We start from the raw sequence: 21,537 nt of genomic DNA, 5'->3' as shown, positions 1-21,537 counted from the left end.
TCAGCGGGTGGCGCTCGCCGCGGCGGACGCCGGGGCCGAGGAGGCGCCCACCGCTGCTGCCGGCGTGGCGCTGGCGGGCGCGTCGACCAGCCGCACCAGGTCGCCGTCGTTGAGGAAGCCGCCGCCGCTGGCCACCAGCTTCATGTCGGAGGTGACGCCGGAGAGCACCTGCACGCGGTCGCCCGCGATGCGGCCGATCTGCACCTTGACCTGGCTCACGCGGTTGTCGGGGTTGACGCGGAACACGTAGCTGAAGCCCTCGCGCACCACCACCGCGGGCTGCGGCACGGTGAGCGCCGGCGCCGCGCCGAGCTCGAAGTCGCCGCGCGCGAACATGCCGGCGCGCGCGCTGCCCGAGGCCGGGCCAGGCAGCGGGTTCACGTCCACGTAGACGATCGCCACGCGCGTTTGCGGATCGACCGTCGGGCCGATCATGCGCACCCGGCCTTCGAGCCGCGCGCCGCTGGTGGCGGTGATGATCGCGTGGGTGCCGGCGGTGATCCGGCCCAGCTCCGCCGAGGTCACTTCGGCGCGCCACTCGAGCCGGCCCTTGCGGATCAGGCGGAACAGCTCGGTGCCGTTGTTGACCACCGCACCGACCGTGGCCCCCCGCGCCGAGATCACGCCGTCGTCGGGCGCGCGGACGGCGGCCTGCGCCAGCCGCACCTGCTGCTGCTGCAGTTGCGCGCGGGCGGCGGCCACGCGCGCCTTGGCGGTCGCTTCGGCCGTGATGTACTGGTTGATCTGCGAAGCGCTCATGGCGCCGGTCTGAGAGAGCGTGCGGGCGCGCGCCGCATTGTTGGCGGCTTCCGCGGCGGCAGCTTCCGCTTCCGCCAGCGCCGCCTGGGCCTGCGCCGTTTCCGCGCTCAGCGTGCCGGCATCGAAGCGCGCCAGCACCTGGCCGCGGCGCACCCGGTCGCCGACGTTCACCAGCACTTCCGCGATGCGCAGGCCGCCGCCTTCGGCGCCGATGCTCGCTTCCTGCCAGGCGGCGAGGTTGCCGTTGGCGGCGAGCGTGACCGGCAGCATCGCCTGCTGCGGCATCACCGTGCTCACGGTCAGCGCCGGCTTGCCGGTCGCGGCCGTCTTCTTCGCGGCTTCTTCCTTGTTGCCGCAGGCGGCCAGCAGCATCGCCAGTGGCAGCAGCAAGATCGCGGTGGGCAGGGTGTGGAGTCTCACCGGTTGGGTTCCTCGTTGGTTTCGGTGCGGGCCGTGGTGTCGGGCGCGTGCCAGCCGCCACCGAGCGCGCGGTAGAGGGCGATCCAGGCCGAGACGCGGTCGCGCTGCAGCCCGACCAGCGTGGTCTCGGCCGCCAGCAGCACGCGGCGCTGGTCCTCCAGCTCGATCAGGCTGCCCAGGCCGCTGCGGTAGCGCGCCTCGGCGGCGGCGAAGGAGACGCGGTAGCCCTCCACCGCCGTGCGGGCATCGTCGCTGCGGTCGCGGGCGCTGCGCAGGTTGACCAGCGCTTCCTCGACCTCGCGCACGGCCTGGCGCACGCGGGCGCCGTACTGCAGCACGGCCTCCTCGTAGCGCGCCTGCGCCGCCTCGGTCTGCGCCTGGCGCCGGCCGGCGTCGAACACCGGCACGCTCACGGCCACCGGGCCGATCTGCCAGGTCTGCGCGCCGGTCGTCTGGCCCCCCGCGTGCAGCAGGCCGACGCCGATCTGGCCGGTGAGCGACAGGCGCGGATAGAGGTCCGCGCGGGCGGCGCCGACGTCGGCGCTCGCTGCCTCGACGTTGCGCCCGGCCACGTACACATCGGGGCGCTGCGCGAGCAGGGCGGCCGGCAGCGGCGGGATGGCACCGGCGGCGATGCCGCTCGGCTCGGTCCAGCCGAGGGCCAGCCGCTGGCGCAGTTCGCCTTCGGCCAGGCCCGTCAGCGCGACCAGCCCCTTGGTGGTGAGGTCGCACTGCGCCTGCTGCTGCGTCGCGCGGGCCGCGGCCTCGGCCGCGCTGGCGCGGGCCTGCGCGGCGACGGCTGGTGCCGTGAAGCCCGCATCGGCGCTCAGGCCCGTGAGCCGTGCCGTTTCCGCGCGCGAGCGGGCGTCGTTGAGCGCCACCGCGAGCTGGCGCTCGCAGATGCGCAGGTCCACATAGGTCGTCGCCGTTTCGGCCGCCACCGCGACGCGCGCATCGTGCCAGCCGGCCTGGGCGCCGCGCAGCCGTGCCGCCGCCGCATCGGCCTGCGACCGGCGGCCGCCGAACACGTCGACCTCCCAGGAGCTCTGCAGGTTCGCCTGCGAGATGGTCGACAGCGGGATGCCGGTCTGCGCATTGCCGCGCGTGACGGACACGCTGGCGTCCACCGAGGGCAGCAGCGCCGATTGGGCCGCGATGCGCGTGGCCCGCGCCTCCGCGATCCGCGTGCCCGCGGTGGCCACGGTCGGGCTCACCGTCTGCGCGGCCTCGACCAGGTCGACCAGCAGCGGGTCGCCGAACTGCGTCCACCACTGCGTGAGGTCGGAGACGTTGCCGCCATGCGGCAGCGGAGCGTGCCAGCGCGAAGGCTCGGGGGCCTCGACGGCAGCGGGGGGACGGGGTAACGCGCAGCCAGCCAGCGTGAACAACAGCAGCAAGCCGGCCGCCGCGAGGGGGCGCGAGTGGGTCATGCCTGGATGTGCGAAGAGCCCGCCAGACTACCACCGGCCCGCACTGCCGGGTTGGCTGCCACGTCTATACCCCAAGAGTCAAACTTCCGGACGCAGAGGACGCAAAGGGTACGCAGAGGACGCAAAAGAAGTCATCTTGAATTGGATGTTCCTTTGCGTCCTCTGCGTACCCTCCGCGTCCTCTGCGTCCGGCTGTCCGCTTTCAAACAAACACGTGCTGCCACAGCGCCAGGATTGCGTCCCGCTCGCCCGCCAGCAGGTCCTGCGGCACCTGGGTCGATTCCTCGTTCAGGCGGGCGTGGTGCTGGTGGCGGCGCAGTTCGCGGTACGCCGCCGCCGCCCGCTTGCCGACGCCGGCGGGCAGCAGCCCGGCGGCCTCGGCGCGCTGCAGCAGTGCGATGTTGCCCAGGTTGGGGATCAGCTCCGGGTGCCTGGCCGACTGCGACAGCACGAGGAACTGCACCGCGAACTCCGCGTCGACCATCCCGCCGGGGCTGTGCTTGAGGTCGAAGCGGCCCGCGCGCACCGGGTGGGCGCTGCGCACCCGCTCGCGCATGACCACGATCTCGCGCTCGAGCGCCTCGACGTCGCGCGGCGCCGTGATCACCGCCTGCCGCACGGCGTCGAACTTCGGCCGCAAGGCTTCGAGGCCGGTGACGAAGCGCGCCCGCGTCATCGCCTGGTGTTCCCAGGTCCATGCCGTGTTGCTGCCGCGGCGCTGCTGGTAGTCGTCGTAGGACTGGAAGGTCGTGATCAGCAGGCCGGAGTTGCCGTTGGGCCGCAGCGCCGTGTCGATCTCGAACAGGTCGCCCTCGGCCGTCTTGGTGGACAGCCAGATGATGATCTTGCGCACGAAGGCGGCGTAGGCCTCCGGCGCGCGCTCGTCCTCGTCTTCGTAGACGAACACGATGTCGAGGTCGCTGCCGTAGCCCAGCTCCTTGCCGCCGAGCTTGCCGTAGCCCAGGATGGCGAACTGGGGCGTCTCGCGGTGGCGCTGGCGCAGGCGCTCCCAGCACCAGCGCGCCGTGATGCACAGCGTGGCGTCGGCCAGCGCGCTCAGTTCGTCCGCCACCTGTTCGACCGTCAGCGCCCCTTCCACGTCGCGGGCCAGCGTGCGGAACAGCTCCGCATGGTGGGCCCGCCGCAGCAGGTTCAGGAGCATCTCGTCGTCGTCCTCGCCGGTGATCATCACCGAGCGCTTGCGGTGCTCCAGTTCGCGCTCGTAGTCCTGCGCGCTGAAGCGTTCCTTGAGCAGGCCGTCGCTGGCGAGTTCGTCGATCACGCCCGGGTGCTGGATCAGGTAGCGGGCCGGCCAGCGCGCCGCGCCCAGCAGGCGCAGCAGCCGCTCGTGCACGCCGGGGCGCTCCCACACCAGCGCGAGGTAGCTCTCGCGGCGCAGCAGCGGCTCGATCCAGTCGACCATGCGCAGCGCAGCTTCCTCCGTCACGCGGCCTTCCTGCAGCCATTGGGCCGTGCGCGCGATCAGGCGCGACAGGCGGATGCGCGCGTCGTCGCGCAAGGCCATCACGCGCGGATGGCCGCACCAGCCGTGGATGCGCTGCTGCAGTTGCGCCGGCAACTGTTCCAGCAGCTCGTTCAGGTCCGGCGGCGGCTTGCTGCCCTTGGGACCGGCGCAGCTCTTGCACTCCTGCTGGCCGCCGAGCAGCTTGTCGAATTCCTCGGCGACCAGCTCGCGGTGGCCGTCCAGTTCGTGCAGGAAGGGGCAGCAGTCCGCGTAGCCCATCGTGTGCGCGATCCAGGCCAGGTCGCCGTCCTCATCCTCGTTGCGGCAGCCCATGGGCAGCACGTGCGTCTGCTGGTCGTCGAGGTACTGGATGCGGTGCTCGACGCGGCGCAGGAAGATATAGGCGCTGGCGAGCGCCCCGGCGGCGGCGTCGGACATCAGGCCGGCCGTGGCCAGCCGCTCCAGTGCCTGCAGGGTGGGGCGCGTGCGCAGCTCGGGATACTGGCCGCCGCGCACCACCTGCAGCAGCTGCACGATGAACTCGATCTCGCGGATGCCGCCGCGCGACAGCTTGACGTCGTTGGCGCGCTCGGGCCGGCCGGCCGCGCGCTTGGCCGCGTGCTCGCGGATCTGGCGGTGCAGCGAGCGCAGGGAGTCGAAGACGGCGTAATCGAGGTAGCGGCGGAACACGAAAGGCAGCACCGCACCGCGCAACTGCTGCGCGCCGCCGTCCTCGATGCAGCTGCGGGGGGCGACGATGCGGCTCTTCAGCCAGGCGAAGCGCTCCCACTCCCGGCCCTGGACCTGGAAGTAGTCTTCCAGCGCGCCGAGCGACACCGCCTGCGGGCCCGAGTTGCCGTTCGGCCGCAGCATCAGGTCGACCCGGAACACGAAGCCGTGCTCCGTCACGTCGCCGATCAGCCCGTAGATGGACTTCACCAGCTTGGCGAAGTACTCGTGGTTGCTGATGCGGTTGCGCCCGTCGCTGTTGCCGGCCGTCTCGCCGTCTTCCTCGTAGACGTACACGAGGTCGATGTCGCTGGAGACATTCAGCTCGCGCGCGCCCAGCTTGCCCATGCCCACGATCCACAGCTGCGAGCGCTGGCCGTCGGCCTTGACCGGGGCGCCGTACACCTCGTCGAGCTCCGCGCAGGCGTGGCGGCAGGCGGTGTCGAGCGCGAACTCCGCGAGTTCGGTGACGGCCAGCGTGATCGTCGCGAGCGGCGCCTGGCGGTCGCAATCGAGCACCACCAGCCGTTCCATCACCAGCTGGCGCAGCACGCGCAGCGCCGCAGGCACGTCGAAGCCGCGCGCACGTAAAGCCTCGTAAGCGACGGTGATCGTCGCGTGCGAGGGCGCACCGGTGGGCAACAATCCCAGTTCCCCCGCATAGCGGCGGCGCAGGCGCTGCACGAACCGGGATTCGCCGGAGAGAGGAACCAGTGCACTGCCGCCGCTGTCCCGGGCGGTGGGCGCGGCCCCGTTGTCCGGTGCGGTGCCGCCGATGCCAGAACCCGGCGCGTCGCCGAGGGTCATAATTCCCGCCACTCCCAAGTCTTCATGAATGCGACGCCGCCGAATCCCTCACGGGCGCTGAGGTTGTTTGCCGCAGCGATCAAGTGGTCCCTGTGGCTGCTGCTCGCGGCATCGCTGTTGCTCACGGTCGCCTGGGGTGCGCTGCATGGATTCATTGTGCCGCGTATCGGCGAACTGCGCCCGGCACTGGAAATCCGGGCCAGCAAGGTGCTGGGGATCCCGGTGCGCATCGGCAACATCAGCGCCCGCACCGAGGGCCTGGTGCCCTCGTTCACGCTGGAGAACGTGGTGCTGCTGGACCCGCAGGGCCGCGAGGCGCTGCGGCTGCCGCTGGTGATGGCCGCCTTGTCCCCGCGATCCCTGTGGAATCTCGGTTTCGAGCAGCTCTATATCGACCGGCCGACGCTGGCGATCCGGCGCGCGGCCGACGGCCGCATCTTCATCGCCGGCCTCGACGTCTCCCGCGGCAGCGACAACGAAGGGCGGGCGGCCGACTGGTTCTTCAGCCAGCGGGAATTCATCATCCAGGGCGGCACCCTGGAATGGACGGACGAACTGCGCGGCGCCCCGACCCTGGCGCTCGCGAACGTCGAATTCGTCACGCGCGCGCAGGCTCGGCGCCACCTGCTGCGGCTGGATGCGACGCCGCCGGCGGACTGGGGCGAGCGCTTCACGCTCACGGGCATCTTCCGCCAGCCGCTGCTGTCCGCCCATGCCGGCCGCTGGCAGCTGTGGACGGGCGAGGTGCACGCCCAGTTCGGCACCGTCGATCTTTCGCAGCTGCGCCGGCACGCCGACCTGGGCTTCGACATCGCGCAGGGGCGCGGGCGGCTGCGGGCCTGGGCCGACGTGGACCGGGGCGAGTTCGTGGGCGGCACGGCGGACGTGGTGCTGACCGGGGTGCGGGCGACGCTCGGGCCGGAACTGGACCCGCTGGTGCTGCAGTCCGTGTCCGGGCGCCTCGGCGGCAAGCGCACGGCCACCGGCTTCGAGTTCCAGACCCAGAACCTGCAGTTCCTCACCGAGGACGGCCAGGCCTGGCCCGGCGGCAACGTGGCCCTGAGCTGGAGCGGCGCCGAAGGCCAGGCTCCCGCTCACGGGGAGCTGCGGGCCGACCGGCTGGACCTGCATGCGCTCAGCCACATCGCCACCCGCCTGCCGCTCGGCGTGCCGACGCGCGCGGCGCTGCAGGCCTATGCCCCGCAGGGCCTCGTGGAGACACTGCAGGCCCGCTGGCAGGGGCCGCTCGACGCATTGCAGAAATACGAGGCCCGCGGCCGCGCGACCGGCCTGCAGACGGCGGCGCAGCCGCAGGCGGACGGCCATGCCGGCATCCCGGGCCTGCGCGGGGCCTCCCTCGACTTCGACCTGAACCAGGGCGGCGGCAAGGCGCGGCTGGCGATCGCGCAGGGGACGCTGGACTTCCCCGGGGTCTTCGACGAGCCGGTGATTCCCGTGGCGAGCCTGGGCGCCGACCTGCAGTGGCAGGTGCAGGGCGAGCAGCTCTCGCTGAACGTCGGCAACCTGAAGTTCGCCAACGCCGACGCGGAAGGCGAGGCGCAGGCGAGCTGGCGCACCTCCGATCCGAAATCGGGCGCGCCGCGCTTCCCGGGCGTGCTGGACCTGCAGGGCAGCCTGAGCCGGGCCGACGGCTCGCGCGTGTGGCGCTACCTGCCGCTGGCCGTGCCGGCGAAGGCGCGCTCTTACGTGCAGGAGTCGGTGGTGAGCGGCGCGGCGACGGGAACGAAGTTCCGCGTCAAGGGCGAGCTGCGCCAGTTCCCGTTCCCCGACAACCGCGGCGGCGAGTTCCTGGTCACCACGCAGGTCAAGGACGTCGTGTTCGCGTACGTGCCGCCCGGCATCAACCAGGGCCCCGGCAACTGGCCCGCGTTCACGGGCCTCGGGGGCGAGCTGGTGTTCCAGGGCAACGGCATGCAGGTGAAGGACGCGGCCGGCCGGGTGCACGGGCGGCCGCTGCTGCAGATCCGGGCCGATGCGCAGATCCCCGACTTCCATCATCCGCAGGTGAACGTGCTGGGGCGCATCGAAGGGCCGGTCAGCGAATCGCTCGCGGTGGTGAACACCTCGCCGGTGGCCGCCATGACCAGCCAGGCGCTCGCCCGCACCACGGGCAGCGGCAATGCCGACGTCCAGCTGCGCCTGGCGCTGCTGCTGCGCGATCTGGCGCGCTCGCAGGTGCAAGGCACCGTGACGCTGGTGAACAACGACGTGCAGATGACGCCCGACAGCCCGCTGCTGGCGCGGGCCCGCGGCGCCGTGCTGTTCTCGGACAAGGGATTCCAGCTTGCCGGCGTGCAGGCGCGCGCGCTCGGCGGCGACGTGCGGCTGGAGGGCGGCTCGCGCCCGGGCGGCAACGGCGAGCCGCCGGTCGTGCAGTTGCGCGGCCAGGGCACGGCGACGGCCGAAGGCCTGCGGCAGGCCCGCGAGCTGGGCTTCGTCTCCCGGCTGGCGCGCGACTTCAGCGGCTCCACCAACTACAACCTGGCCCTCACGTTCCGGCGCGGGCCGCCGGAAGTGCAGGTCACGAGCAACCTCCAGGGCCTGGCCGTGAACCTGCCGCCGCCGCTGAACAAGGCGGCCGAGAGCCTGCTGCCGCTGCGCTACGAGACGGCGCTCACGCGCGAAGCGCTCGCGCCGCAGGCGAAGCTGCAGGAGCTGCTCTCGGTGGACCTCGGCCGCGTCGGCGCGGTCAGCTTCGTGCGCGACCTGTCCGGCGCCGAACCCCACGTGGTGCGCGGCGCGATCGCGATCGGCCTCGCGCCGGGCGAGGGCGTGGTGCTGCCCGACGAGGGCGTGACGGCCAACGTGCAGCTGGGCCAGTTCAACATCGATGCCTGGGAGGACGCCCTCGCGCGCGTGTCCGGCCCCGAGGCGGCTGCGGCCCCTGCGGCCCCTGCGGCCCCCGCCCCCGCGCCAGCTGCTGCCGCTGCCGCTGCCGCACCGGCCCCGGCCAAGGACCTCGGCGCCAGCCAGTCCTACCTGCCCACCGTGATCGCGCTGCGGGCGAAGGAACTCAGCGCCGAGGGCCGCACGCTGCACAACGTGGTGGTCGGCGGCTCGCGCGACGGCCGGGTCTGGCGCGCCAACATCGAGGCCGACGAACTCAATGGCTACGTCGAATACCGGCAGCCGCAGAGCACCGGCGCCGGCCGCGTGTATGCGCGCCTCGCCCGCCTGAACATGGCCGCGTCCGCCGCCACCGACGTGGAGGATCTGCTGGACCAGCAAAGCGCGATCCCCGCGCTGGACGTGATCGTCGACGAGTTCGAACTGAAGGGCCGCCGCCTCGGCCGGCTGGAGATCGATGCGGTCAACCGCGGCGCCGGCACGGTGGCACGCGAGGGCGGCATCCGCGAGTGGCGCCTGAACAAGCTGAGCCTCACGATGCCGGAAGGGGCGTTCACGGCGTCGGGCAACTGGGCGGCCCTGGGCGCGCAGGCGGTCGCGCCCGGCGCGCCGCGCCAGGCCACCAGCCGTGCGGAGCGCCGCCGCACCTCGATGAAGTTCCGCCTCGACATCGCCGATGCCGGCGGGCTGCTGGCGCGGGTGGGCATGAAGGACGTCCTGCGCCGCGGCCGCGGGGCGATGGAAGGCAACGTGTCCTGGATCGGTTCGCCGCTCGCCTTCGACTACCCGAGCATGACCGGCACCTTCAACGTGCAGGTGGAGAACGGCCAGTTCCTCAAGGCCGATCCGGGCCTCGCCAAGCTGCTGGGCGTGCTGAGCCTGCAGTCGCTGCCACGCCGGCTGGCGCTGGACTTCCGCGACGTCTTCAGCGAGGGCTTCTCCTTCGACTTCGTGCGCGGCGACATCACCATCGAGCACGGCATCGCCGCCACCAACAACCTGCAGATGAAGGGCGTCAACGCCGCGGTGCTGATGGAAGGCAAGGCCGACCTCGCCCGCGAGACCCAGGACCTGAAGGTGGTGGTGGTGCCGGAGATCAACGCCGGCACGGCCTCGCTGGTGGCCACCGTGATCAACCCGGCGCTCGGGCTCGGCTCCTTCCTGGCCCAGATGTTCCTGCGCCAGCCGCTGATCCGCGCCGCCACGCAGGAATTCCACGTCGACGGCACCTGGACCGATCCGCGCGTCACGCGGGTGGCCCGCACCGTCACGCCCGAGACCACCGGCGCCGCCGGCGCACCCGCCGAACCCGCCACCCGCTGAAGGGGGAACCCGCCATGAAGATCGCCGCCCTCCAGACCGTCTCCGGCGCGAATGTCGCCGCCAACCTCGATGCCGCCCACGGCCTGCTGGCGCAGGCGGCGGCGGCCGGCGCCGAACTCGCGATCCTGCCCGAGTACTTCTGCCTCATGGGCCAGCGCGACGCCGACAAGCTCGGCGTGCGCGAGCCGTTCGGCGAGGGCGCCGTGCAGTCCTTCCTGGGCACCACCGCCCGCGAGCTGGGGATGTGGATCGTCGGCGGCACGCTGCCGCTGGTGGCGGATTCGGCGCAGCACGTGCGCAACACCAGCCTCGCGTTCTCGCCGCAGGGCGAGTGCGTGGCGCGCTACGACAAGATCCACCTGTTCCGCTACGACAACGGCCGCGGCGAGCAGTACGACGAGTCGCGCGTGATCGAGGCCGGGCGCACGCCCCAGTCCTTTACCCTGCCCTCGCGCGACGGGCATGCGTGGCGCGTCGGGATGTCGGTCTGCTACGACCTGCGCTTCCCGGAGCTGTATCGCGCCCTGGTCGCCGACCTGCTGCTGGTGCCCAGCGCCTTCACCTACGGCACCGGCCAGGCCCACTGGGAGCTGCTGCTGCGCGCCCGCGCGGTCGAGAACCTCGCCTATGTCGCGGCGCCGGCGCAGGGCGGCCGGCACGACAACGGCCGGCGCACCTGGGGCCACTCGATGGTGGTCGATCCCTGGGGCGTGGTGCTGGCGCAGCGCGAGGAGGAAGGCGCCGGGGTCGTCGTCGCCGAGATCGCGCACGAGCGCCTGCAGCAGGTGCGCGGCCAGCTGCCGGCCCTGCAGCACCGGGTGTTGTGAGCTGCAACTGGGTGTCGTGACGTCGCATTTCGTCCCCGGCATTTCCGCGATCCGCCTGTCGACCCTCAGGCGCTGGTCGCTGTGGGTGCTGCTGGGCGTGCTGGTCGTCGCACTGCTCGTCACGCTGGTGTACCTGGCCGCGCGCTACGAAGCGAGCGTGGCGCAAGGGAATGTCGAACGCGACGTGGCCGATGCGCTGAGCGACATCCGCTCCGCGCTCACGCGCAACGTGCAGGAACTGCAGGCTCTGCAAAGCGGCCAGCCCACGCGCGAGCAGTGGCGCAGCGAAGCCGACCGGCTGCTGCGCGGCCACCGCGAATGGGTGCGCATCGAATGGCGCGGCCCGAAGCTGGAACTGCTCAATGGCGCCGACACGCCCTACCGCACGCCGGTGTTCGGCCGCTTCGGCCGCGAGAACTCGCTGCCGGAAGTGCAGCAGGCCTGCGCCGCCGCCACCCGCATCAGCAGCCACGCCTACGCGCGCAGCCACTTCGTGCCGCAGGCGGACGGCTTCGGCCTGGAGCTGATGGAGCTGTGCCTGCCGCACGTGGAGGCCGGGCGCCTGATCGGGTTCGTGGTGGCGACCTATTCGCTGGTCGACCTGCTGGCCACGCAGATCGGGCCGCAGATGGGCAAGAGCCAGGAGATCTCCTTCACCGAAGCGGACGGCACGCGGCTGGCGATGCACGGCCTGGCGCGCCGCGGCCGGCGCGTGTTCTCGGCGCAGCAGATCCTGGACCTGCCGGGCAACACGATGGTGCTGCGCATGGACAGCTGGCGCCGCTCCGAACCCGACCTGTTCCCCAACGTGCTGACGGCGCTGGTCACCGTGATGTCGATCGCGCTGGTCACGGTGCTGTTCATGCTGGGGCACGACACGCGCCGGCGCCTGCGGGTGGAGCAGGACCTGGCCGATGCGCTCGCCTTCCGCAAGGCGATGGAGGATTCGCTGGTCACCGGCCTGCGGGCGCGCGACCTGCAGGGCCGCACCACCTACGTCAATCCCGCCTTCTGCCAGATGGTGGGCTTCTCGCCCGAGGAGATCATGGGCAAGGGCGTGCCCGCGCCGTACTGGCCGCCGGAACGCGCCGAGGAATACCGCAAGCGCCAGGAGGTGCGGCTGGCCGGTCGCAACATCCCGCCGCGCGAGGGCTACGAGTCGATGTTCATGCGCAAGGACGGCACGCGCTTCCCGGTGCTGGTGATCGAGGCGCCGCTGATCAACGCGCAGGGCCTGCAGACCGGCTGGATGAGCGCAGTGCTGGACATCAGCGAGCAGCGCCGCGTCGAGGAGCTGTCGCGTGCCAGCCAGGAACGCCTGCAGGCCACCGCGCGGCTGGCGACCGTCGGCGAGATGGCCTCGCTCCTGAGCCACGAGCTGAACCAGCCGCTGGCGGCGATCGCCAGCTACGCCAACGGTTCGATGAACCTGCTGCAGCAGGACGGCGCGCCTGCCACCGACATGCTGCAGGTGGCCATGGCCCGCATCGCGGAACAGGCCGACCGCGCCGGCCGGGTGATCAAGAGCGTGCACGACTTCGTGCGCCGGCGCGTGCAGGCGCGCGAGGCGGTGGCGCCGCGCGCACTGGTCGACGCCGTCCTGCCGCTGGTGAACCTGCAGGCGCACAAGCTCGGCGTGCGCGTCGACATCCACGTGCCGGACGGCCTGCCGCGCGTGCTGTGCGACCGCACGATGGTCGAACAGGTGCTGCTCAACCTGGCGCGCAACGCCATGCAGGCGATGGACGAGGCCCGCGTGCCCGACCCGGAACTGGTGCTGCAGGTGCGCGCGACGCCGGCGACGGAAGCCGGCAAGCGCTGGCTGGAATTTTCCGTGGCCGACTGCGGACCCGGCATCGCGGAGGAGGTGAAGAAGCAGCTGTTCACGCCCTTCTTCACCACCAAGGCGGAGGGCATGGGCCTGGGCCTGAGCCTGTGCCGCACGGTGGTCGAACAGCACGGCGGGTATCTCCTGTTCGAGCCCAACCATCCGCAGGGTACGATCTTCCGCTTCACCCTGCCCGCCGAAGCCACACCCGCCTGACCATGCAGCCTGCCGCCGATGCCACCGTCTTCATCGTCGACGACGACGTCGGCGTGCGCGATGCGCTGGCCTGGCTGTTGCGCTCGCGCCGGCTGCTGTCGTCCACCTTCGGCAGCGCCGAGGAGTTCGAGGCCATGCTGCTGGGCGGCTTCCAGCCCGCGCAACCCTGCTGCCTGCTGCTGGACGTGCGGATGCCGGGCATGAGCGGCCTGGCCCTGTTCGAGCAGCTGGTCGAGCGCGGGCTGCAGCAGGTGATGCCGGTGATCTTCCTGACCGGGCATGCGGACGTGCCGACGGCGGTGGACATGGTCAAGCGCGGCGCCTTCGACTTCTGCGAGAAGCCGTTCTCCGACAACGCGCTGGTGGACCGCATCGAGGAAGCGCTGCGCCGCTCGGCCGAGGTGCAGGCCTCGCAGCGCGAGAAGGGGGTGCTGCAGCACCGGCTGGCGGAACTCACCGAGCGCGAGCGCGACGTGATGCGCCTGGTGGCCAGGGGCCTGCCCAACAAGCTGATCGCCGACCAGCTCGCCATCAGCGTGCGCACGGTGGAAGTGCACCGCGCACGCGTCTTCGACAAGATGGAAGTGAAATCGGCGGTGGAGCTGGCGAACCTGCTGCGGGATCTTTGAAGTCGAATACGGACTTCCGGACGCAGAGGACGCAAAGGGTACGCAGAGGACGCAAAAGGACTACCTCTTAGAGGATGTTTTTTGCGTCCTCTGCGTACCCTTTGCGCCCTCTGCGTCCGGCTGTTGAATCACGCTCATGACGAGCCACTGTCGTCATCCCTCGGCGGTTCGCCGCCCTTGCGGCCGGAGAACATGGTCCACCACACGATGGCCACAAGCAGCACCAGCGCGACGAGCGCTTCCAGCAGAATCAGCAGCATGTTCCGGGTCCTGACAACTGGCTGCATTCTAGGAATGCTGGCCGCCTGCACTTCCGTGCCGCTGCCGCCGATGCGCCCGCTGCCGCCTGCCGCTCCCGCGCCTGCGCCCGCGGCTGCGCCTGCCACGGGCGCGCCGGTCGCGCCCGAGGACGGCACGCTGCCGCCGGCGCTCGTGCGCGGCAAGGCACGGTGGCAGCCGGTGCGCTGGTCCGAGCTGCCCGGCTTCGGCGAGGACGCGCTGCACGAAGCCTGGAACGCCTGGATCCGCAGTTGCGAGCGGCCCTCGGCGCCCCATGCCGCGCTCTGCCCCGAGGTGCGCCGGCTGTCCATCGCCACGGCGGAAGAACAGCGCGCCTGGATGCAGCAGCGGCTGCAGCCGTACCGCATCGAACCGCTGCAGCCCGCCGAGCCGCTGCTCACCGGCTACTACGAGCCGATGCTGGATGCCGCGCGGGTGCCGGGCGGGGCACAGCAGGTGCCGCTGTACAGCCTGCCGGCCGACCTGGCCGCGCGGCGGACCTGGTACACGCGCCAGGAGATCGACACCCTGCCGCAGGCGCGCGCCGCCTTGCGCGGCCGCGAGATCGCGTACCTGGCCGATCCGCTCGATGCGCTGGCGCTGCAGATCCAGGGTTCCGGGCGCCTGCGCGTCACGGAGGCGGACGGGCGCGTCAGCGTCGTGCGGCTCGCTTATGCGGGCAGCAACGAGCAGCCCTATCGCAGCGTGGGCGCCTGGCTGCTGCAGCAGGGTGCCGTGCGCGATGCTTCCTGGCCCGGCATCAAGGCCTGGGCGCGGGCCAATCCGCAGCGCCTGCAGGAGCTGCTGTGGAGCAATCCGCGGGTGGTGTTCTTCCGCGAGGAACCGCTGTCGGATTTCGACGCCGGCTTCGGCCCGCGCGGCGCGCAGGGCGTGCCGCTGACGCCGGGCCGCTCGATCGCGGTGGAGAAGGACAGCGTTCCGTACGGCACGCCGATGTGGCTGTCCTCCCCGGGGCCGCTGTTGCCGCTAAACCGCCTCGTCTTCGCGCAGGACACGGGCAGCGCGATCGTCGGCGCCCTGCGCGCGGACTACTTCACCGGCTGGGGCGCCGAGGCCGGCGAATTGGCGGGGCGGTTGAAGCAGCCGCTGGCGCTGTGGGTGCTCTGGCCCCGTTGACCCCATGTGGTCGCCGGACCACGGTCCGGTCGCCGCCGGGCAGCGCCGACCGGGGAACCGTGGAACATTCCCGGGCCCCCTGATCCAGCCCATGTGCGGCGAGGCCCGGTGGATACACTGTTCGACGGAGGTCACTCGATGCTGGCGGATAGCCACAGATTCCTGCGCAATTTCATCCGCAATCCCCACGCCACGGGGGCCGTGGCACCCGCCACGCATGCCCTGTCGCGCAGCGTTGCGGCAGCAGCCCAGGAGGTTTACGCGCGGCATCGTGCCGCGGACGACGGCCGGCTGCAGGTGCTGGAGCTGGGCGCGGGGACCGGCGCGCTCACGCATGGCATCACGCGCCTCCAGCCTGTGCTGGTGGAGCGTGACATGGGCTGGGCGCGCCTGCTGCGGCATCGTTTCCCGACGCTGGAAGTGCGCGAGCAATGCGCTTCCGAGGCGCTGGGCCAACTGGAGGCGCCCGCCGGCATCGTCTCGTCGATCCCGCTCCTGAACAATCCGCAATCCAGCGACCTCAAGCGCCTGATCGCCGACCGCTATGCCGCCGGCCTGATCCGCTTCTTCGTCCTCTACACCTACGGGTGGAAGGATCCGCTGGCCGGCAGCGGTTTCCGCACGGCGCGGCGCGCCAGTTTCGTCGCCCGCAGTTTCCCTCCCGCGCACGTCTGGCTGTACGAATGACGGCGGCGGCGGGGATCGGGTGGCGCCGGCCGACGGGCCGCGAGCTGTTCGTGGGAGCGGCGGTCCTCGCGCTGCTGGCGTGGCTGCTCGCGCCGCGTTTCGGGCCGTTGATGGCGTCGCCCCTGGGCCTCGGCTTCGCGCTGGCCCTGGCAGGCTACCTGCTGCGCCGAAACGTGTGGGACGCAGCGCTTCTCGCCCTGCCGATCGCCGCCGGCGACGGTGTGGAACTCTGGCTCGGTCCCTTGCTCATGACGACCACCAGCGCCAGCGTGTTCGCCGCGACCCGGCGGCCCCGCTTCGCCGCGGCCGCCGGCGTCGTCCTGCTGGCCCTGCTCACGATCGGCATCCGCTTCAAGGAGCGCTTCGCGGGCGCGGTGCTGACGTGGCAGGACCTGAGATTCTTCTTCCTGCAGTTCGGCGACAACGTCGGCGTCATTGCCAGCCAGCCGACGCTGCTGGTCTATTGCGCGGCCGTCCTGGCAGGCCTGGCCGCGCTCGGCTGGTTCTGCTGGCGCCTGGACCGCGCGGCGGCCCGCGCCTCGGGTCCGGGGGGCCAGATCGCCGCGGTGCTGGTGGCCTTGCTGCTGGCGGGCTGGGGCTTCCATCTCCTGCGCGGCGAAATCGAAGCGCTGGGCCGGTACGACGCCTGGGTCCTGGGCGGCCTGGGAAACTACGAACGGCCCCTCTCGGGCTTCCTCGCGACGGCGGCCCGAGCGCCCCGCTGGATGCCACCGTCCGTCGACACGGCGACCTTCCGCCAGCAAGTGCAGCGGCAGATGGCCGCCGCGCCCGGTGCGGCCGAACCGGCCGACATCGTGCTGTTCCTGCAGGAGAGCCAGTTCAACCCGGCGACCATCGACGGCTGTCCGCCCGCGCTGTGCCGGCTCGACGTGTTCCAGCCTCGCGGCGACACCGTGTCGCAGGGACCACTGCAGGTCAACGTCTTCGGCGGCGGCACCTGGCTGTCGGAGTTCGCGCTCGCCAGCGGCGTGCCGCACACGACCTTCGGGCCGGCGGGCGACTTCGCGCCGTTCACCGTGGCCCCCGGCATGCACCGTTCCTTCGCCCGTTCCCTGAAGGCGGCCGGTTACCGCACGGTGGCGGTCTACCCGGTGCGCGGCGGCATGATGAACGCCCGCAGGGCCTACGCCTCCTACGGCTTCGACCGCTTCCTCGACTCCGACGATCTCGGCCTCTCGGGCTCTTACCATACGAGCGACCATGACGTGCACGCGGCAGCGCGGCGCGTGCTGGAAGAGGAGCGCCGGCACGGCCAGCCGGTGTTCCTGATGGTGGTGACGATCTTCAACCACGCCGAACACGGCGCCCGCATGGACCGGGTGCCAACCGCGCTGGTCGACCAGGCGGCCGGCTCTTTCCCGCAGGGGAAGCTCGCGATCAACGTCGCGGATTACATCTGGCGCACGCGCGAGTTCGAAAGCGCGCTCGCCGCCACGCGGACGGCCGTGCTCGATGCGGGCCGGCCCGCGGTGCTGGCCTGGTTCGGCGACCACCAGCCGCCGTTCGGCAATGCGCTGCAGTTGCGCGACCGCATCCAGTCGGTTCCGACACCGCAGGGCGTGGTGCCGGCCCGCTTCCAGACCTGGTACCAGGTGAGCAGCAACGCCGGCCACCTGCGCCGGGACGCCGCGCTGCGGCGGCTGGACGTCTCGTTCCTGCCAGGCCTGCTGGCCCAGGTGGCGGGCGTGCGCTTCGACGAGTGGCTGGCGGCCAACGTGACCGCGCGCGAGGAGTGCGCGGGGGTACTGCAGGGGTGCGTGAACGCGGCGAGCCGCGGCGCCTACCTGTCCTATCTGCGCCAGGATCTCGGCGAGTTCGACGGCCTGCCCTGAGCCCGGTCCTCACCCCTCCAGATGCCCCAGCGGCAAGCTGCTGCTCGCCTTGATCTCCCCCAGCGAGAAGCTCGTGTGCAGGTCCTTCACGTGCGGCAGGTTGATCAGCACCTGGCGCGCGAACTGGGAGAAGGTGTCGAGGTCGCGCGCCACCACCTGCAGCTCGAAGGTCCCCGTGCCGCTGATGTAGTGGCACGACACGATCTCCGGCACCTGGCGGATCGCGTTCTCCATCTCGCGCGCGCTCTGCCCCGTCACGCGCTCGGCGTCCACGCGCACGAAGGCCAGCACCCCCAGCCCGATCTTGTGGCGGTCGATCTCGGCGTGGTAGCCCTTGATGTACCCGGCGTCCTCCAGCGCCCGCACGCGGCGCCAGCAAGGCGCCGCCGATAGCCCCACGCGCTGGGCGAGTTCGGTGTTGGTCAGGCGCGCGTCGGCCTGCAGTTCGCCCAGAATCTGCAGGTCGTACCGGTCAAGCTTTTCCATTTGCGCATTGTCCGCGAAAGATCCTTGCGCATAGGGGCCGAGACCGGGCATGGAAAGCAAACATCTGTCCCTCCTTGGGACATACACTGTGCAGCCGCCCCCGGTGCGCCGTGGACACTTGGGGCGCCCAGGAGACAAGCAGAAGATGAACGCACCGCTGCCCGAACACATCCGCAAGGCACTGGAAACCGTCACCCTCGACGACAAGTATTCGCTCGACGTCGGCCGCGCCTTCATGAGCGGCGTGCAGGCGCTGGTCAAGCTGCCCATGCTGCAGCGCCAGCGCGATGCCCTCGCGGGCAAGAACACCGCCGGCTTCATCAGCGGCTACCGCGGCTCGCCCCTGGGCGGCTACGACCAGATGCTGTGGAAGGCCCGCAAGTACCTGCAGGCGCAGAACATCGTGTTCCAGCCGGGCGTCAACGAGGAACTGGCTGCCACCGCGCTGTGGGGCACGCAGCAACTCGGGTTCGCGCCCAAGGGCAGCAACCGCTTCGACGGCGTCTTCGGCATCTGGTACGGCAAGGGGCCCGGCGTGGACCGCAGCGGCGACGTCTTCAAGCACGCCAACATGGCCGGCACCACGCCCTGGGGCGGCGTGATCGCCGTGGCCGGCGACGACCACGTGGCCAAGAGCTCCACGGCGGCCCACCAGAGCGACCACATCTTCAAGGCCTGCGGGCTGCCGGTGTTCTTCCCGGCCACCGTGCAGGAGATCCTCGACATGGGCCTGCATGCCTTCGCCCTGAGCCGCTATGCCGGCGTCTGGTCGGGCATGAAGACGATCCAGGAGATCGTCGAATCCAGCGCCACCGCGGTGATCGATCCCGAGCGCGTGCGGATCGTCATCCCCGAGGACTTCCAGATGCCGCCCGGGGGCCTGCACATCCGCTGGCCCGACGGTGCGCTGGAGCAGGAGGCGCGCCTGTTCGACTTCAAGTGGTACGCGGCGCTCGCGTACATCCGCGCCAACCGCCTGAACTACACCGCCGTCTCGGGCCCCAACGACCGCTTCGGCATCATGGCCAGCGGCAAGGCCTGGAACGACACCCGCCAGGCGCTGCTGGACTTGGGCCTGGACGACGACACCTGCCGCCGCCTGGGCATCCGGCTGCACAAGGTGGGCGTGGTGTGGCCGCTGGAAGCGCAGGGCACGCGCGAGTTCGCCTCGGGCCTGCGCGAGATCCTGGTGGTGGAGGAAAAGCGCCAGGTCATCGAATACCAGGTGAAGGAGGAGCTGTACAACTGGCGGCCCGACGTGCGTCCCAACGTCGTCGGCAAGTTCGACCAGGACGACGGCTTCCCCGGCGGCGAGTGGTCGATCCCCAATCCCACCGCGCACACCCTGCTGCGCGCCAACGCCGACCTGTCGCCGCACCTGATCGCCCGCGCGATCGCCAAGCGGCTCAAGAAACTCATTCTCGACGCCGACATCGAGGCCCGCATCGACGCCCAGCTGGCCATCATCGAGGCGAAGGAACGCGCGATGCAGGTGGTCCAGGTCAAGGGCGAGCGCATGCCCTGGTTCTGCTCCGGCTGCCCGCACAACACGTCCACCGTGGTCCCCGAGGGCTCGCGCGCGATGGCCGGCATCGGCTGCCACTTCATGGCGGTGTGGATGGACCGCGCCACCGTGGGCTTCACGCAGATGGGCGGCGAGGGCGTGCCGTGGGTCGGCCAGCAGCCCTTCTCCAACGAGAAGCACGTCTTCGCCAACATCGGGGACGGCACCTACTTCCACAGCGGCCTGCTGGCGATCCGGATGGCGATCGCCTCGGGCGTGAACATGACCTACAAGGTCCTGTACAACGACGCCGTGGCCATGACCGGCGGCCAGCCCGTGGGCGAGCGCCCCGAGGGCCACACGCCGCTGCAGATCGCGCACAGCCTCGACGCGGAAGGCGTGAGCAAGCTGGTGGTGGTGACCGACCAGCCGGAGAAGTACGAGGGCGCCAAGCTGCCCGCGGGCACCACGGTGCACCACCGCGACGAGCTCGATCGCGTCCAGCGCGAGCTGCGCGACACGCCCGGCGTCACGGCGATGATCTACGACCAGACCTGCGCCACCGAGAAGCGGCGCCGGCGCAAGCGCGGCACCATGGCGGATCCGGCGCTGCGCGTGATGATCAACGACCTGGTGTGCGAAGGCTGCGGCGACTGCAGCGCCAAGTCCAACTGCCTGTCGGTGGAACCGTTGGAAACCGAGTTCGGCCGCAAGCGCACGATCAACCAGAGCACCTGCAACAAGGACACGAGCTGCCTCAAGGGCTTCTGCCCCAGCTTCGTCACCGTCGAGGGGGGCACCCTCAAGCGCAAGGCCAAGGCGCAGTCCACCGCCTCGCCCTACGAAGGCGGCGAGATCCCCGAGCCGCAGCTGCCGCCCACCGGCGAGGCCTACGGCATCGTGGTGGCGGGCGTCGGCGGCACCGGCGTGATCACCATCGGCCAGCTCCTGGGCATGGCGGCGCACATGGAGGGCCGCGGCATCGTCACGCAGGATTCGGCCGGCCTGGCGCAGAAGGGCGGCGCGACCTGGAGCCACGTGCTGATCGCGGACACGCAGGAGGCGATCCGCACCACGCGGGTGAGCATGGCCGCGGCCGACCTCATCATCGGCTGCGACCCCATCGTGACGGGCAGCAACGAAACCGTGCTGCGCATGCGCCCGGGCCGCACCCGCGTGGCGCTCAACGGCCACGGCACCCCGACGGCGGCCTTCGTCAAGAACGCCGAGTGGAGCAATCCCTCCGAGGCCTGCGCCGCGGAGATCGCCAAGGCCGTCGGCGACGGGAACCTCGCGGCCTTCGACGCCGACGAACTGGCCTCGCGCCTCATGGGCGACAGCATCTACACCAACCCGATGATGCTGGGCTACGCGTGGCAGAAGGGCTGGGTGCCGCTGGCGCGCGAGTCGCTGCTGCGCGCCATCGAGCTCAACGAAGTGGCGGTGGAGAACAACAAGACCGCCTTCGAATGGGGCCGCCGGGCCGCGCACGATCCGGCGCGCGTCGCCTCGCTGCTGGAAGCGGGCGCCCAGGTGATCGAGTTCAGGAAGCGCGAGACGCTCGACAGCCTGGTGGCGCGCCGCTTCGAGTTCCTCACGGCCTACCAGGACGCTGGCTACGCCGCGAAGTACCGCGACTTCGTCGATCGCGTGCGCGGCGCCGAGGCGCCGCTGGGCAAGACGACGCTGGCCGAAACGGTGGCCAAGCAGCTGTTCCGGCTCATGGCCTACAAGGACGAATACGAAGTGGCGCGCCTGCACGCCGAGTCGGGTTTTCGCGAGCAGGTGGCGGCGCAGTTCGAGGGCGATTTCGCCATCCACTACCACATGGCGCCGCCCCTGCTGGCCAGGCGGAACGAGAAGGGCGAGCTGGTCAAGCGCAAGTTCGGCCCGGGCACCATCCACCTGCTGCGGGTGCTCGCCAAGCTGCGCGGGCTGCGGGGCACCGCGCTGGACATCTTCGGCCGCACGGAAGAGCGCCGCACCGAGCGCGCCCTGATCGACGAGTACCGCGCGACGGTGCTGGAGCTGCTCGAGCGCCTGCAGCCGGCCAACCACGCCCTGGCGGTGGAAATCGCTGTCCTGCCGGAGAAGATCCGCGGCTACGGCCACGTGAAGGCGCGCAACCTCGAGGCGGTGCGGCCGCAGTGGCGCGAGCTGCTGCAGCGGTGGCGCGACGGCGAGGGCGCCCGCAAGGCGGCCTGATCCGCCGCGTCATCCCCGCGCAGGCGGGGAGCCGGGGCCCGCGCGCAGCGCGTGGCATCGGCAGCCCGGGTTCCCCGCGCCTGCG

General features: G+C 71.4%; 13 protein-coding genes. 8 read left to right on the top strand and 5 right to left on the bottom strand.

Translation table 11 applies throughout. The features are described from left to right. The 3 genes from WG923_RS20530 to glnE form a co-directional block, all read right to left on the bottom strand. Positions 1-1,131 (bottom strand): efflux RND transporter periplasmic adaptor subunit, encoded by a 1,131-nt coding sequence (locus WG923_RS20530; protein WP_340352877.1) that lies wholly within the window; start codon positions 1,129-1,131, stop codon positions 1-3. A gap of 44 nt (positions 1,132-1,175) precedes the next feature. Next, the gene (locus WG923_RS20525) at positions 1,176-2,609 is read right to left on the bottom strand and encodes an efflux transporter outer membrane subunit (protein ID WP_340352855.1); all 1,434 of its coding nucleotides are present in this window, start codon (positions 2,607-2,609) and stop codon (positions 1,176-1,178) included. Between the two features lie 202 nt (positions 2,610-2,811). Continuing rightward, positions 2,812-5,610, bottom strand: coding sequence for a bifunctional [glutamate--ammonia ligase]-adenylyl-L-tyrosine phosphorylase/[glutamate--ammonia-ligase] adenylyltransferase (glnE, locus tag WG923_RS20520; protein WP_340352854.1), 2,799 nt, complete (start codon positions 5,608-5,610; stop codon positions 2,812-2,814). Between the two features lie 63 nt (positions 5,611-5,673). Here glnE and WG923_RS20515 point away from each other — a divergent pair, with 63 nt between their 5' ends. From WG923_RS20515 to WG923_RS20500, 4 genes are read left to right on the top strand one after another with little or no spacing between them, the layout of a single operon-like run. After that, positions 5,674-9,801 (top strand): YhdP family protein, encoded by a 4,128-nt coding sequence (locus WG923_RS20515; RefSeq protein WP_340352853.1) that lies wholly within the window; start codon positions 5,674-5,676, stop codon positions 9,799-9,801. Between the two features lie 14 nt (positions 9,802-9,815). Beyond that, a complete protein-coding gene (locus tag WG923_RS20510) occupies positions 9,816-10,628 on the top strand; it encodes a carbon-nitrogen hydrolase family protein (protein WP_340352852.1) in 813 nt (270 codons plus the stop codon). Positions 10,629-10,644: 16 nt separating this feature from the next. Further along, positions 10,645-12,672, top strand: a complete 2,028-nt coding sequence (locus tag WG923_RS20505) for a two-component system sensor histidine kinase NtrB (RefSeq protein ID WP_340352851.1) — start codon at positions 10,645-10,647, stop codon at positions 12,670-12,672. A gap of 2 nt (positions 12,673-12,674) precedes the next feature. Further along, positions 12,675-13,301 carry a response regulator transcription factor gene (locus WG923_RS20500; protein ID WP_340352850.1) on the top strand — a complete coding sequence of 209 codons (627 nt, stop codon included), beginning with the start codon at positions 12,675-12,677 and terminating at the stop codon, positions 13,299-13,301. Positions 13,302-13,435: 134 nt separating this feature from the next. Here the strand turns inward: WG923_RS20500 and WG923_RS20495 are convergent, their stop codons facing one another. Continuing rightward, positions 13,436-13,561 (bottom strand): hypothetical protein, encoded by a 126-nt coding sequence (locus WG923_RS20495; RefSeq protein ID WP_340352849.1) that lies wholly within the window; start codon positions 13,559-13,561, stop codon positions 13,436-13,438. Here WG923_RS20495 and mltA point away from each other — a divergent pair. From mltA to WG923_RS20480, 3 genes are all read left to right on the top strand, one after another. Continuing rightward, complete coding sequence (mltA, locus tag WG923_RS20490) at positions 13,509-14,717, top strand: murein transglycosylase A (RefSeq protein WP_340352848.1); 1,209 nt, start codon at positions 13,509-13,511, stop codon at positions 14,715-14,717. The genes WG923_RS20495 and mltA overlap by 53 nt on opposite strands. A gap of 138 nt (positions 14,718-14,855) precedes the next feature. Next, entirely contained in the window at positions 14,856-15,404 is a 549-nt protein-coding gene (locus WG923_RS20485; RefSeq protein WP_340352847.1) for a hypothetical protein, read from the top strand. Further along, positions 15,401-17,257: a sulfatase-like hydrolase/transferase gene (locus WG923_RS20480; protein WP_340352846.1), complete on the top strand. Its 1,857-nt coding sequence runs from the start codon at positions 15,401-15,403 to the stop codon at positions 17,255-17,257. The genes WG923_RS20485 and WG923_RS20480 overlap by 4 nt, the downstream gene beginning before the upstream one ends. A 9-nt stretch (positions 17,258-17,266) precedes the next feature. Here WG923_RS20480 and WG923_RS20475 read toward each other — a convergent pair whose 3' ends face one another. Then, positions 17,267-17,743, bottom strand: a complete 477-nt coding sequence (locus WG923_RS20475; RefSeq protein WP_340352845.1) for an Lrp/AsnC family transcriptional regulator — start codon at positions 17,741-17,743, stop codon at positions 17,267-17,269. 145 nt (positions 17,744-17,888) lie between these two features. Between WG923_RS20475 and WG923_RS20470 the strand changes: the two genes are divergently transcribed. After that, positions 17,889-21,452: an indolepyruvate ferredoxin oxidoreductase family protein gene (locus WG923_RS20470; RefSeq protein ID WP_340352844.1), complete on the top strand. Its 3,564-nt coding sequence runs from the start codon at positions 17,889-17,891 to the stop codon at positions 21,450-21,452. The last annotated feature ends 85 nt before the right edge of the window (positions 21,453-21,537 follow it).

The organism is Ramlibacter sp. AN1133 (assembly GCF_037890035.1).
Lineage (GTDB): Bacteria > Pseudomonadota > Gammaproteobacteria > Burkholderiales > Burkholderiaceae_C > Ramlibacter.
This window is presented reverse-complemented; position numbering and strand designations above follow the sequence as displayed.

Bases quoted from the DNA above. Each gene is read 5' to 3' on its own strand.
- WG923_RS20530 (WP_340352877.1), bottom strand. From the start codon at position 1,131: ATGCTGCTGGCCGCCTGCGGCAACAAGGAAGAAGCCGCGAAGAAGACG.
- WG923_RS20525 (WP_340352855.1), bottom strand. From the start codon at position 2,609: ATGACCCACTCGCGCCCCCTCGCGGCGGCCGGCTTGCTGCTGTTGTTC.
- glnE (WP_340352854.1), bottom strand. From the start codon at position 5,610: ATGACCCTCGGCGACGCGCCGGGTTCTGGCATCGGCGGCACCGCACCG.
- WG923_RS20510 (WP_340352852.1), top strand. From the start codon at position 9,816: ATGAAGATCGCCGCCCTCCAGACCGTCTCCGGCGCGAATGTCGCCGCC.
- WG923_RS20500 (WP_340352850.1), top strand. From the start codon at position 12,675: ATGCAGCCTGCCGCCGATGCCACCGTCTTCATCGTCGACGACGACGTC.
- mltA (WP_340352848.1), top strand. From the start codon at position 13,509: ATGGCCACAAGCAGCACCAGCGCGACGAGCGCTTCCAGCAGAATCAGC.
- WG923_RS20495 (WP_340352849.1), bottom strand. From the start codon at position 13,561: ATGCTGCTGATTCTGCTGGAAGCGCTCGTCGCGCTGGTGCTGCTTGTG.
- WG923_RS20485 (WP_340352847.1), top strand. From the start codon at position 14,856: ATGCTGGCGGATAGCCACAGATTCCTGCGCAATTTCATCCGCAATCCC.
- WG923_RS20480 (WP_340352846.1), top strand. From the start codon at position 15,401: ATGACGGCGGCGGCGGGGATCGGGTGGCGCCGGCCGACGGGCCGCGAG.
- WG923_RS20475 (WP_340352845.1), bottom strand. From the start codon at position 17,743: ATGGAAAAGCTTGACCGGTACGACCTGCAGATTCTGGGCGAACTGCAG.
- WG923_RS20470 (WP_340352844.1), top strand. From the start codon at position 17,889: ATGAACGCACCGCTGCCCGAACACATCCGCAAGGCACTGGAAACCGTC.